The 12,891-nt window shown below is 72.6% G+C and carries 12 protein-coding genes; 2 read left to right on the top strand and 10 right to left on the bottom strand.

Annotated elements, in window-relative coordinates; all coding sequences use genetic code 11:
- Positions 1 to 6 precede the first annotated feature (6 nt).
- From ACFQPP_RS14105 to ACFQPP_RS14095, 3 genes are read right to left on the bottom strand one after another with little or no spacing between them, the layout of a single operon-like run.
- Positions 7 to 804, bottom strand: coding sequence for a thymidylate synthase (locus ACFQPP_RS14105; protein WP_376917278.1), 798 nt, complete (start codon positions 802 to 804; stop codon positions 7 to 9).
- Between the two features lie 18 nt (positions 805 to 822).
- A complete protein-coding gene (locus tag ACFQPP_RS14100) occupies positions 823 to 1,254 on the bottom strand; it encodes a hypothetical protein (protein WP_376917277.1) in 432 nt (143 codons plus the stop codon).
- A complete protein-coding gene (locus tag ACFQPP_RS14095; RefSeq protein WP_376917276.1) occupies positions 1,251 to 1,955 on the bottom strand; it encodes a 4-hydroxy-tetrahydrodipicolinate reductase in 705 nt (234 codons plus the stop codon). Before ACFQPP_RS14095 ends, ACFQPP_RS14100 begins: the two co-directional genes overlap by 4 nt.
- A 53-nt stretch (positions 1,956 to 2,008) precedes the next feature.
- Here ACFQPP_RS14095 and ACFQPP_RS14090 point away from each other — a divergent pair, with 53 nt between their 5' ends.
- Entirely contained in the window at positions 2,009 to 2,482 is a 474-nt protein-coding gene (locus ACFQPP_RS14090; RefSeq protein WP_376917275.1) for a GNAT family N-acetyltransferase, read from the top strand.
- A gap of 30 nt (positions 2,483 to 2,512) precedes the next feature.
- Here ACFQPP_RS14090 and ACFQPP_RS14085 read toward each other — a convergent pair whose 3' ends face one another.
- From ACFQPP_RS14085 to ACFQPP_RS14070, 4 genes are all read right to left on the bottom strand, one after another.
- Positions 2,513 to 3,115, bottom strand: a complete 603-nt coding sequence (locus ACFQPP_RS14085) for a histidine phosphatase family protein (protein WP_376917274.1) — start codon at positions 3,113 to 3,115, stop codon at positions 2,513 to 2,515.
- A gap of 146 nt (positions 3,116 to 3,261) precedes the next feature.
- Positions 3,262 to 4,593: a M16 family metallopeptidase gene (locus ACFQPP_RS14080; protein ID WP_376917273.1), complete on the bottom strand. Its 1,332-nt coding sequence runs from the start codon at positions 4,591 to 4,593 to the stop codon at positions 3,262 to 3,264.
- Between the two features lie 56 nt (positions 4,594 to 4,649).
- On the bottom strand, positions 4,650 to 5,552 hold the full coding sequence (locus ACFQPP_RS14075) for a ribokinase (RefSeq protein ID WP_376917272.1): 903 nt from the start codon (positions 5,550 to 5,552) through the stop codon (positions 4,650 to 4,652).
- A 90-nt stretch (positions 5,553 to 5,642) separates the two neighbouring features.
- Complete coding sequence (locus tag ACFQPP_RS14070) at positions 5,643 to 7,889, bottom strand: polyribonucleotide nucleotidyltransferase (RefSeq protein ID WP_376917271.1); 2,247 nt, start codon at positions 7,887 to 7,889, stop codon at positions 5,643 to 5,645.
- Between the two features lie 371 nt (positions 7,890 to 8,260).
- Between ACFQPP_RS14070 and ACFQPP_RS14065 the strand changes: the two genes are divergently transcribed.
- The gene (locus ACFQPP_RS14065; protein WP_376917270.1) at positions 8,261 to 9,148 is read left to right on the top strand and encodes a hypothetical protein; all 888 of its coding nucleotides are present in this window, start codon (positions 8,261 to 8,263) and stop codon (positions 9,146 to 9,148) included.
- Positions 9,149 to 9,227: 79 nt separating this feature from the next.
- On the opposite strand, the gene rpsO is transcribed toward ACFQPP_RS14065, so the two are convergent.
- The 3 genes from rpsO to ACFQPP_RS14050 all read right to left on the bottom strand — a co-directional run bounded on the left by rpsO (position 9,228) and on the right by ACFQPP_RS14050 (position 12,796).
- Complete coding sequence (gene rpsO / locus ACFQPP_RS14060) at positions 9,228 to 9,497, bottom strand: 30S ribosomal protein S15 (RefSeq protein ID WP_376917269.1); 270 nt, start codon at positions 9,495 to 9,497, stop codon at positions 9,228 to 9,230.
- 132 nt (positions 9,498 to 9,629) lie between these two features.
- Positions 9,630 to 11,219 (bottom strand): PrsW family glutamic-type intramembrane protease, encoded by a 1,590-nt coding sequence (locus ACFQPP_RS14055; RefSeq protein WP_376917268.1) that lies wholly within the window; start codon positions 11,217 to 11,219, stop codon positions 9,630 to 9,632.
- Positions 11,220 to 11,284: 65 nt separating this feature from the next.
- The gene (locus tag ACFQPP_RS14050) at positions 11,285 to 12,796 is read right to left on the bottom strand and encodes an aspartate ammonia-lyase (protein WP_376917267.1); all 1,512 of its coding nucleotides are present in this window, start codon (positions 12,794 to 12,796) and stop codon (positions 11,285 to 11,287) included.
- Positions 12,797 to 12,891: the final 95 nt, after the last annotated feature.

The following is a 12,891-nucleotide window of genomic DNA, read 5'->3' as shown; positions in this document are numbered from 1 at the left end:
TGCTGCTCAGACGGCCACGGGCGCCTTGATGCCCGGGTGGTGCTCGTAGCCGACGACCTCGAGGTCGTCGTACTCGTAGTCGAGGATGCTGTCGGGCGTGCGCGCGAGGCGCAGCGTCGGCAGCGGGAACGGCTCGCGCGCCAGCTGGCGCTCGACCTGCTCGACGTGGTTGTCGTAGATGTGGCAGTCGCCGCCCGTCCAGACGAGCTCGCCGACCTCGAGGCCCGTCTGCTGCGCGAGCATGTGCGTGAGCAGCGCGTACGACGCGATGTTGAAGGGCACGCCGAGGAACATGTCGGCCGAGCGCTGGTAGATCTGCAGCGACAGCCGACCGTCGGCGACGAAGACCTGGAAGAACGCGTGGCACGGCGCGAGCGCCATGCTCGGGATGTCCGCGGGGTTCCACGCCGACACGATGAGCCTGCGCGAGTCCGGGTTCGAGCGGATCTGCTCGACGAGCTGCGAGAGCTGGTCGATCGACTCGCCCGACGGCGTCGGCCACGAGCGCCACTGCACGCCGTAGACGGGGCCGAGGTCGCCCTCCGCGTCGGCCCACTCGTCCCAGATCGTCACGCCGCGCTCCTGCAGCCACCGCACGTTCGAGTCGCCGCGCAGGAACCACAGCAGCTCGAGGGCGATCGACCGGAAGTGCACGCGCTTCGTCGTGACGAGCGGGAAGCCCTCCGACAGGTCGTAGCGGAGCTGCCGGCCGAACACGCTGCGCGTGCCCGTGCCGGTGCGATCGCCCTTCGCGACGCCGTTCGCGAGGACGTCGGCGAGGAGGGTCTCGTAGGGCTGGCTCATGATGCCTCCAGTCTGCACCTAGACGCGGCTGAGCCGGATGGCCTCGCGCGCGGCGCGCCGCGCCCGGCGACGGTCCCGGGCGGCGTCGTACGCCATCGACAGCCGCAGCCACGACTCCCACGACTCCGGGTTCGCCTCGACGTCGGCCCTCGCCACGGGGAACGCGTCGTCGGCGGCGTCCTTGTCGGCGCGGCCGCTCGGCGCCTTCGGCAGCGGCGTGGGCATGCCGCCCGCTGCATCCAGTCGCCGCACGAGGCGGTCGAGGCGCACCCCGAAGACGAGCTCGGTCGCGAGCGCCCACGCGCCGATGCCCGCGAGCACGACGAGGGCGACGCCGAGACCGATGCCGGCGGGCTCGCCGCTGCCGACGAGCTGCACCGCCCAGCTGCCGGCGAGCCCGATGTAGAGGGCGAGCACGGCGCCCATGAGCCAGGCGAGCGCGCGGCTCATGCGAGGTCCTGCAGGCCGAGGAGGTCGTCGAGCCCGACGACGACGTGCGCGGGTCGGCTCGCGCGCAGGGCGAGCAGGATGCCGGCGGCGTACGCCTCGTGGCCGAGCGTGTCGTGGCGGATCGTGAGCGTCTCGCCCGTGCCGCCGAGCACGACCTCCTGGCGTGCGCTCACACCGGGGAGGCGCAGCGCGTGGACGGGGATGCCGGCCACCAGCACGCCCCGGCCCGGCTCGTCGGGCGTCGGCGCGTCGACAGCGCGCACGGCGGCGATGGCCTCGGCGGTGCGCACGGCCGTGCCGCTCGGTGCGTCGACCTTGCGCTCATGGTGCGTCTCGACGATCTCGACGGCACCCAGATGGCGCGCCGCGATCGTCGCGAGGTGCGTGCCCACCACCGAGCCGATCGAGAAGTTCGGCACGATGCGCACGCCCGTCGCGCCGCGGCCTCGCAGCGCCTCCACGCGTGCGGCCCCCCAGCCGCTCGTGCCGACGACGATCGGCACGCACTGCGCGACGGCGGCGTCGACGATGCGCTCGGATGCGGCGAGGATCGTCGCGTCGAACGCGACGTCGACGCTGGCCATGTCGAGGGCGCCGCGCGGATCGAGCGCGACGGCGTCGAGGTCGTCGGCCGAGTCGATCGCGGCGACGGCGGCGGCGCCGAGCCGACCCGTCGCGCCCAGGACCCCCACGCGCAGCATGGCCTCGAGCCTACCGGCGCGCGACGAGCCGCTCGCGGCGCTAGCGTGGCCGGGTGCTCACGCTCCACGACGCCTCCCCCGACGACGCCGACGCCCGCGCCCTCCTCGATGCGTACATCGCCGACCGCGTCGCGACGTGGGCCGACGACGACCGGCCCTACCAGCCGAAGACGGCACCGACCGAGCAGCTGACGCCCCCGAACGGCGCCCTGCTCGTCGCGCGCCTCGACGGCGTCGCCGTCGGCGTCGGCGGCGTGCGCCGCATCCCCTCCGACGAGGGCGCGTGGTTCGAGGTCAAGCACCTGTTCGCGACGCAGGCCGCGCGCGGGCACAGCGTCGGCAAGGCCCTGCTCGCCGCGCTCGAGCAGCGCGCCATCGAGCTCGGCGCGACCGACGTCGTGCTCGACACGAACTCGTCGCTCGCCGCGGCGGGCGGGCTCTACGCCGCCGCGGGCTTCGCGTCGGTCGAGCCGTTCAACGACAACCCCAACGCCAACGCCTGGTACGCCAAGCGCGTCGCGCGCTGACGCTCGCCGAGCCCTGGGTGGCCCCGGGCGTCAGACGGGGAGCGCCGTCGGCATGCCGGTGCGCAGCTCGACCGGCAGGTGCCCGAGGTCGTTGTGGCACAACAGCTGCGGGGGCCGCCCCGGACGCATGTGGATGACGGTGAGGCCACCGTTGGCCTGGTTGAGCGTCATCCACTTCCAGTCGGGGGCCTCGAGCACGTGGCGCACGAACCAGCCGATCACGAAGTTGTGGGTGACGAGCAGCACGTCGCTGCGGTCGCCGCGCGGCGTGAGCCACTGCTCGACGGCATCGGCCATCTGCGCCTTGCCCGCGTCGACCTCCGCGTCGGTGACGCCCGAGAAGAACGACTGGTAGGCGTGCGGCATCTCGGGCTCGACGCCCGACGGGATGCAGTCCATGAGCAGCGCATGCGGCTCGAACGGCGTGGCGGGCAGCCGCTCGCGCATGACGCGCGCCGTGTCCTCGCCGCGTGCGAGCGGCGAGTGGTACGCCTCGGTGAAGGCGACGCCGCTGAGACGATCGGCGATGAGGTCGGCCTGGCGCGCGCCGCGCGCGGACAGCGGGCCGTCGTCGACGCCATGCTCGGCATCCTGCTGCTCGCCATGGCGGACGAGGTACAGATGATGCGGCACGTCGATCCTCTCTCGGTGGGCTCGCGCGCCTTCGCGCGAACGGCCCAGCACACCCTACTCGGCCGACCCGTGGTGCCCGCCCTGGGTTTCGTGGACGTCGGTCGCAGGCGGTCGCGCTGCGAGCCGCCGCCGACGGGCGGCGGGCGTCAGACGAGGCCGGCGAACGCCTCGGCGCGCACGGGGCCCACGGCGGCGATCGAGCGGCGACCACCGGCGAGCTCGGCGGCGATCGCACGGACCTCGTCGGCCGTGACGCGCTCGACGGCGGCGAGCGCCGTGTCGAGGTCGGAGAACTCGCCCATCGTGAGCTCGGCGCGGCCGAGCCGGGACATGCGCGCGTCGGAGTCCTCGAGCGCGAGCGCGCTCGCACCGGCGATCTGCCCCTTCGCGCGCACCAGCTCCTCGTCGGTGACCCCGTCGGAGGCGAGCCGGTCGAGCTCGCCGAGCATGATGCGCGCCACCTCTCCCGCCTTCGCGGGCGTGCAGCCCGCGTACATGCCGAACGAGCCCGCATCCGAGTACAGCGACGAGAAGGAGTACACCGAGTACGCGAGGCCGCGGCGCTCGCGGACCTCCTGGAAGAGGCGCGACGACATGCCGGCGCCCAGCACGGTGTTCATGACGGACATGTGGGTGCGACGGCGGTCGCTCGCGAGGAGGCCGGGCATGCCGAGCATGAGGTTCACCTGCTCGAGCGGGCGCTCGATCACCTCGAGCGCGCCTCCCGAGATGTCGGCGGCGTCGGTCGTGCGCCGCGCACGCGGTGCCGACGGCGCGTCGTCCCATCCGCACTCGGCGAGCGCCCGCTGCACGGCGGCGACGAGCTCGTCGTGGTCGACGGCGCCGGCGACCGTCACGACGAGGTCGCGCGCGCGGTAGTGCTCGCGGTAGTGCGCGGCGACGTCGTCGCGAGAGACCGCACGGATGGTCTCCTTCGTGCCCCCGATGGGTCGGCCCAGCTCGTGCTCGCCGTAGACGAGGCGCGCGAGCAGCTCGCCGGCGACGTCGCCCGGGTCGTCGTCGGCCATCGCGAGCTCCTCGAGGATGACGCCGCGCTCGGACTCGAACTCATCCTCGTCGAGCAGCGACGACGTCACCATGTCGGCGATGACCTCGACCGCCATCGGGAGGTCGCGGTCGCGCACCTTCGCGTAGTAGCAGGTGTGCTCCTTGGCGGTGAGCGCATTGTGCTCGCCGCCGACGGCGTCGAACGCGACGGCGATGTCGAACGCCGTGCGGCGCTGCGTGCCCTTGAAGAGCAGATGCTCGAGGAAGTGGGTCGAGCCGAAGGTCACCGGCTGCTCGTCGCGCGAGCCCACCGGCACCCAGAAGCCCACCGTGACGCTCGAGGCCCCCGGCACGTGCTCGCTGAGCACCCGCAGGCCCGTCGGCAGCACGGTGCGCCGCACGAGCGCACCACCCGCCGCGGCGATCGTGGTGTCGGGGGTCTCGAGCGGCAGCGGCACGGGCGCAGACATGCCTCCGAGCCTACTTCCGCGTCGCGCGTGCTCCGGCCGGTCCGCGCTCGGGTTCGCTAGGCGAGGAACGCGTCGACCTCGTCGGCCGACGGGATGGACGCCGTGGCGCCCACGCGCGTCACCGAGATGGCTGCGGCCGCCATGGCGCGGCGTGCGGCTGCGTCGAGGCCCTCGCCGGCGGCGAGCGCCGCGGCGAGGTAGCCCGAGAACGTGTCGCCGGCTGCGGTCGAGTCGACCGCGTCGACGACGTGGGCGTCGAGCGTGCGCGCACCGCTCGCATCCACGAGCACCGCACCCGCCCGTCCGAGCGTCACGATCGCCGCGCCGACGCCGCGGCCGAGGAACCAGCGCGCGGCACGCTCTGCGCTCGCGGCGTCCGTCACGTCGACGCCCGTCAGCAGGCCCGCCTCGTGCTCGTTGGGCTTCACGAGCGCGACGTGCTGCCAGATCTCCTCGGGCAGCGGCGCTGCGGGTGCCGGGTCGAGCACGACGCGCATGCCGCGCGCATGCGCGCGCTCGGCGGCGGCGAGCACGACGTCCTGCGCGATCTCGAGCTGCAGGAGGAGCACGTCGGCGTCGGCGGCGTCGACCGCAGCCTGCGCCTGGGCGACGTCGAGCTGCGCGTTCGCGAGCGGCACGACGACGATCGAGTTCTCGCCGCCCGCGACGCGGATATGCGCGATGCCCGTGCCGCCGTCGACGGTGCGGACGCCGTCGACGTCGACGCCCGCAGCGCGCAGCCCGCCGAGGGCCACGTCGGCGAAGGCGTCGGACCCGACGCAGCCGATCATCGCCGTCGTCGCGCCCGCGAGGGATGCGGCAGCCGCCTGGTTCGCGCCCTTGCCGCCGAGCCCCGTCTCGAGCGCCGACCCCGTGATCGTCTCGCCGGCGGCGGCCATGCGGTCGGCGACGACCGTGACGTCCACGTTGATGCTGCCGACGACGAGGACTCCGCTCACGGTGACGAGCCTAGGCGCGCACCCACCGCCACGTCGTCGGGCACGACGAAGGGGGTGCGCTCTCGCGCACCCCCTTCGACCAGGACCGGACTACTCCGCGGCGGGAGCGTCCTCGGCCGGTGCCGCTGCGGCAGCCGACTCGTCCTCGACGAGCTCGAGCGACAGCTTGCCGCGGTCGTCGACCTTCGTGATCGTGACCTGGAGCTTCTGGCCGACCGACACGACGTCCTCGACGGCCTCGATGCGCTTGCCCTCGTTGAGCGGACGCATCGCCGTCACGTGCAGCAGACCGTCGCGGCCCGGCAGCAGCGAGACGAACGCGCCGAACGACGCGATCTTCACGACCGTGCCGAGGTAGCGCTCGCCGACCTCGGGGTTCGTCGGGTTCGCGATCGCGTTGATCGCGGCCCGAGCGGCCTCCGCCGACGGGCCGTCGACGGCGCCGATGTAGACGGTGCCGTTGTCCTCGATCGAGATCTGGGCGCCCGTGTCGTCCTGGATCTGGTTGATGACCTTGCCCTTGGGGCCGATGACCTCGCCGATCTTGTCGACCGGGATGTTGACGCTGATGACGCGCGGCGCCGTCGGCGCCATCTCGTCGGGCGCGTCGATCGCCTGGTTGAGCACGTCGAGGATCTTCGTGCGCGCCTCCTTCGCCTGCGTCAGCGCGCCGGCGAGGACCGAGGCGGGGATGCCGTCGAGCTTCGTGTCGAGCTGGATCGCCGTGACGAACTCGGGCGTGCCCGCGACCTTGAAGTCCATGTCGCCGAGGGCGTCCTCGGCTCCGAGGATGTCGGTGAGCGCCGCGTAGCGGGTCTCGCCGTCGACCTCGTCCGAGATGAGGCCCATCGCGATGCCCGCGACGGGAGCGCGCAGCGGCACGCCCGCGTTGAGCAGCGAGAGCGTCGAGGCGCACACCGAGCCCATCGAGGTCGAGCCGTTCGACGACAGCGCCTCGGAGACCTGGCGGATGGCGTAGGGGAACTCCTCGCGGCTGGGCAGCACGGGCACGAGCGCACGCTCGGCCAGGGCGCCGTGACCGATCTCGCGGCGCTTCGGGCTGCCGACGCGGCCCGTCTCGCCCGTCGAGTACGGCGGGAAGTTGTAGTTGTGCATGTAGCGCTTCGACGTCACGGGCGACAGCGAGTCGATCTGCTGCTCGAGCTTCAGCATGTTGAGCGTCGTGATGCCCATGATCTGCGTCTCGCCGCGCTGGAAGATCGCCGAGCCGTGCACGCGAGGCACGATGTCGACCTCGGCGTCGAGCGCGCGGATGTCCGCGAGCCCACGGCCGTCGATGCGCACGCCGTCCTTCAGGACGCGGGCGCGCATGGCCTTCTTCGAGACCGCCTTGTACGCAGCGGAGACCTGCGGTGCGATCGACGCGTCGAGCTCGCCTGCGGCGATCTTCGCGTTGACCTGCTCCTTGACGCGCTCCTTGAGCGCGTCGTCGGCGTCCTGCCGCTCGATCTTGTCGGCGATCTGGTAGACGCCTCCGACCTCGGCCTCGGCGACCGCCGACACGGCCTCGAGGGCCTCCGGCGAGTACGGCGGGAACAGCGGGTAGTCGCGCGTCGGCTTCGCGGCGGTCTTCGCGACCTGCTGCTGCGCCTCGACGAGCTGCTTGATGAAGGGCTTCGACGCCTCGAGACCCTCGGCGACGACCTCCTCGGTGGGGGCCTGCTGGCCGCCCTGGATGAGGTGCCACGACTCGTCGGTGGCCTCGGCCTCGACCATCATGATCGCGACGTCGCCGTCGTCGGTGACGCGGCCCGCGACGACCATGTTGAACACGGCCTGCTCGAGCTGCGAGTGCTTCGGGAATGCGACCCACTGGCCGTCGATGAGCGCGACGCGCACGCCACCGATCGGGCCGGAGAACGGCAGGCCCGACAGCTGGGTCGACATCGACGCCGCGTTGATCGCCAGCACGTCGTACAGCTCGTCGGGCTCGATGGCGAGCACCGTGATGACGACCTGGACCTCGTTGCGCAGGCCCTCGACGAAGGTCGGGCGCAGCGGCCGGTCGATGAGACGGCACGTGAGGATCGCGTCGGTCGAGGGGCGGCCCTCGCGACGGAAGAACGAGCCGGGGATGCGGCCCGCGGCGTACATCCGCTCCTCGACGTCGATCGTGAGCGGGAAGAAGTCGAAGTTGTCCTTCGGGTGCTTGCTGACGCTCGTCGCGCTCAGCAGCATGGTCTCGCCGTCGATGTACGCAGCGGCAGAGCCCTGCGCCTGCTGCGCGAGGCGGCCGGTCTCGAAGCGGATGGTGCGGGTGCCGAACTTGCCATTGTCGATGACCGTCTCGGCGAACGTGATCTCAGGACCTTCCAAGGTCTCTCTCCTCCTGTGCCCGATCCGCGGGCACGACAGACAGGTCGCACGCTGCGACGCCCGTCGGAGTGGTCATCAGTGGAGGAGGTCGAGACGCGCCTCGGCATCCACCACCAACGACCAGCCTTCCGGTCGCGACAGCGCACGCGGCCGCAGTCCTGCAGCCGCCACGAGCCTACCAGGCGGCATCTCCGCGAGGCCTGGATGCGCAGGCGGCATGCCGCAGGATCGAGGACATCGCCGCACCAGCCCCCCTCGACCGCACCGACCTCGGAGCTCGTCCGTCGCGCGCGCACGCACGAGCCCATCGCCGCCTGCTGCGCGAGCAGGGGCGAGCGTCGCGCACGCCGGCCCAGCGCATCGCGCTCGTCGTGGTCGGCGTCGCCGCCGCCGCGCTCGTCGCCGTGCCGCCCGTGGCCTTCGTGGTCGCGGCGACGGCCGACGACGCCGACCGCCGCACCAGCGCGCTCGCCGTGGCGATCGGCGGCTCGGCCCTGCTCGTCGTCGCAGCGGTGCTCGCGGTCGTCGGCAGGCGCCCGAGCGCCGGCCCCGCCCTGCTGGCGCTCGCCGAGCGCGACGGCCTCGAGCTCACCGCGTGGCAGCCCCGACGCGTCGAGGCCTCGCGGTCGCTCGCCGTGCACGTCTCCCAGCACGACCTCGACGTGCTGCACGGCCCCGACGGCGTCTCGTGGGGCACGACGACGATCCTCGCCGGCGGCGGACGTCGCCTCGCGGGCGACGGCCGGGCGGTGCTCGCCTTCGTCGACGTCGCGCTGCCCGCATCCGTGCCCCATGCGCTGCTCGCCGACGAGCGATCGCCGCGCCCCTGGTCGGTCGACCCGGATGCGGTCGGCGCGCTCGAGCTCGTGCCCGCGACGCCCACCCCGTGGCGCGCGTGGACGACCGAGCCCGACGCGGCACGCGCTGCGGCGATCGTCGACCCCGCCGTGCTCGCCGCCATCGAGGAGCACGCGCCGGACATGGAGCTCGAGCTCGTCGGCCGGCGCGCGCTGCTCACCCGCCGCGTCGACCGCGCCTGGCGTGCCGACGACGAGGCATGGCTCGACGCCGTCGACGGCATCCGCATCCACGTCGCTCCGACGCTGCGTGCCGCTGCCGCAGCCGTGCGCGCGCACCACTGGGCTCCCCTGCCGTCGGACGAGCCGCTCGGGCGCTCCCTGCGACTCGCGCTCGTGCGACGCGCGCTCCGCGATGCGCGCGTCGACGCCGTGCTCGACGTGGCCAGCAGCGCATCCTGACCACGGCGGGGCGGACGCGACGAGGCCCCGCATCCGTCCGGATGCGGGGCCTCGCGCAGATACGTCCTGCTCGGGTCTGCTAGCGACGCAGTCCGAGACGCTCGATCAGCGAGCGGTAGCGCGCGATGTCGATGTCCTGGAGGTAGCCCAGGAGACGACGGCGCTGACCGACGAGGAGCAGGAGGCCACGACGCGAGTGGTGGTCGTGCTTGTGCTCCTTGAGGTGCTCGGTCAGGTCCTTGATGCGGCGCGAGAGGATCGCGACCTGCACCTCGGGGCTTCCCGTGTCACCCTCGTGGGTGGCGTACTCGGCGATGATCGCCTGCTTGACCTCAGAGGCAAGGCTCATTCGGTCTCCTCTCTCCTGTCGCAGCGCGGCGCCCAGCGCGGGATGCGCGAGCTCTCTGGTTCCGCGGCCGATCGACGGCAACCTGTCGAGTGTAGCAGCGACCCGAAGGCTGCCCGGCGTCGCGCGCAGCGATCACCAGCCCTGCTGGCCGCCCTGCTGCTGCGGAGGCGCCGGGCGCGGGGGCTGCTGCTGCGCAGCGGGAGGCGCCGGATCCGCGACGGCACCCTGCGGCTGCTGCGGCGCGGCGCCTGCGAGCGGGCTCGACGCGCCGCCGCTCTCCCGCGCGGGGCCGTGCCCGCCCTGCACCATCGCGTACTGCCAGCCCTGCTGCCACGGCTGCGCCGCGCCCGGTGCCGGCGCGAAGCGCTGCGTCTGCGGCGTCGAGCCCTGCATCGGCTCGGGCAGTCGCTGCCCCTGGCCGATCACGACCGGGGCGCCGGCGCCCACGCTCGCCATGTGCGTGCGCAGCGTGGACACGTCGCCGAGCAGGCGCGCCTCGTCGGCGACGGGACCCAGCTTCTCGCGCCCGATGATCGCGCGCTGCCGGTTCGCCGCGAGCCGCGTCGTGATGCGGATGTACGCCTGCATGGCCTTGCCGAGGCCGCGGGGCTTCGCCCACTGCGCGAGGCCCAGGCGCCCGTCGGAGGACGACAGCAGCTGCGCCTCCTCGTGGCTGAACCATCCGGCCTGGGCGTACTCGTCGAGCCGCAGCCTCGTGAGCCGCGCCTCGAACCGGCGCAGCATGACGACGAGCAGCAGCGCGCCGACGGCGATCGGCACCTGCACGAGCGCGTAGTAGATGAAGAAGCCGAGCATGCCGGCCGGGACCCAGAAGCTCGCGCTGTTCCACAGCGCGTGCAGGAGCATCGAGACGGCGAGGCCCACGGGCAGCGCCACGAGTCCCCACAGGCGCGACGAGCGACGCGCGGCGAAGCCCATCGCGAGCCCGACGCCCACCGCGGTGAAGATGACGTGCGCGAGCGGGCTCATCACGCCGCGCAGGAAGAAGATGAACGACGCGTCGCCCACCTCGGCGAGCTGGCGACCGAAGTAGAGGATGTTCTCGGTGTAGGCGAAGCCCGCGGCCGAGAAGCCCGCGATGACGAAGCCGTCGATCGGGCCGTCGAAGTGCCTGCGCACGAAGAGGAACATCACGACGACCGGCACCGCCTTGAAGAGCTCCTCGGTGAACGGCGCCTGGATGACGGGCCCGTAGAACTGGAAGAGTGCCTGCCCGGGCGATGCACCCTGTGCGACGAGGTCGCCGAGCGCCGGGAAGAGCGGCACGAGGATCGCGTAGAGCGGGTCGGCGAACGCCGGCGTCGAGAAGAACGGGACGGCGAATGCCGGCTCCAACACGTAGGTGTTGAAGAGCAGCGTCAGCAGCACCGCCATGATGCCGCCCCACAGCACCGAGAGCCACAGCGCGATGCGCGGCTCGGGCTCCCACCGGTCGAGGGCGAGCAGCGCCCACACGACGAACGCGAGCGGGAAGAGCCCGAGGAAGCCCGCGACGAGCACGATGGGCGACAGCCCGAACTGCAGCACGAAGAACAGCAGCACGAAGATGCTCGCGAGGCCGAGCCCCACGATGCCGACGATGCCGAGCACGAGGCCCGTCGACGAGGGCTTCGACAGCTGCGGCATCGCGGGCGCGCCCGGCGCGAACCCCTGCTGGGGCGGACCTGGCTGAGGCGTGTGCGGCGGCTGCGCGAGCGTCATGCCGCCATGCTAGGCGCACGATCCCGCCCGTTCGCCGGGAGTCGCACGCGCGTCGCGCGCGAGGCTCAGCCCCGCTCGTGCTCCGCGAGCATCTCGGGCGTGATGACCGGCATCGTCTGCGTCGCCGGGTGCAGGCCCGACAGCCGCGCGGGCTCGAGCAGCTTCGTGACGCGCTCCCGATCCATGAGCCCGGCGTCGACGACGAGGTCGGCGATCGACTTGTGCGACGTGAGCGCCTCGTGGGCGAGCGACGCCGACGCCGTGTAGCCGATGTAGGGCGTGAGCGCCGTGACGACGCCGACCGACGAGCCGACCATCGCATCCAGGCGCTCGCGGTTGGGCTGGATGCCGTCGATGCAGTTGACGCGCAGCGTCATGCATGCCTGCGTCATCCAGTGCAGGCTCTGCAGGATGGAGTGGGCGATCACGGGCTCGAAGGCGTTGAGCTGCAGCTGCCCCGCCTCGGACGCCGCCGTCACCGTGGCGTCGGAGCCGATGACCGCGAACGCCACCTGGTTCACGACCTCGGGGATGACGGGGTTGACCTTGCCGGGCATGATCGACGACCCCGCCTGCTTCGGCGGCAGCAGGATCTCGCCGAAGCCGGCCTGCGGACCCGACGACAGCAGCCGCAGGTCGTTGCAGATCTTCGAGAGCTTCACGGCGCAGCGCTTGAGCGCCGCCGACACCGACATGAACACGCCCGTGTCGCTCGTGGCCTCGATGAGGTCGGCCGCCGTGACGATCGGCAGGCCCGTGAGGGCCGCGAGATGGCGACCTGCGGCCTCGGCGTAGCGCGGATCGGCCGTGATGCCCGTGCCGATCGCGGTGGCCCCCAGGTTGACCTCCCCGAGGAGGCGGATGGTCTCCTCGAGCCGGTCGTGATCCTCCTGCAGCGTGACCGCGAAGCCGCGGAACTCCTGCCCGAGCGTCATGGGCACGGCGTCCTGCAGCTGCGTGCGGCCCACCTTGAGGACGTCCTGGAACTCGACGCCCTTCGCGTCGAACGCGCCGATGAGCAGACGCAGCTCGGCGAGCATGCGACGCAGCGTGAACGACATCGCCACCTTGATCGACGTCGGGTAGGTGTCGTTCGTCGACTGCGAGCGATTGACGTCGTCGATGGGGTGGAGGTGCTGGTAGTCGCCCTTCGCGTGGCCCAGCTCGACGAGGCAGGCGTTCGCGATGACCTCGTTCGTGTTCATGTTCGTCGACGTGCCCGCGCCGCCCTGGATGACGCCCACCTTGAACTGGTCGTGCAGCTCGCCGGCGCGGATGCGGTCGCACACGCGGTCGATGAGGTCGGCCTTCTCGGCGCTCAGCACCCCGATGTCGCGGTTCGCGCGCGCCGCCGCCTGCTTGACGACCGCGAGCGCGTCGACGAGGTCGGAGTAGACCGAGATGGACCGCCCCGTGATGGGGAAGTTCTCGAGCGCGCGCTCGGTGTGGATGCCCCAGTACGCGTCGATCGGCACCGGCTTCTCGCCGAGCGAGTCGCGCTCGATGCGCACCGGTCCGTCGACGACGTGCTCCCCGACCGGCGCGGGCTCGAGCTTGTATGCGGGCGTGTCGGTCATCGGCTCCAGCGTCTCCTCGAGCGGGCAGCCCGGATGCGCCATCGCATCCGGTGGGATCTCCCGAGCCTAGCGGCGGCGCTCGAGGCGGCCCTCGT

The organism is Agrococcus sp. GCM10030265 (assembly GCF_042666675.1).
Classification (GTDB): domain Bacteria; phylum Actinomycetota; class Actinomycetes; order Actinomycetales; family Microbacteriaceae; genus Agrococcus.
Note: the sequence above shows the minus strand (reverse complement) of the source record. Positions and strands in the feature narration are given on the sequence as shown.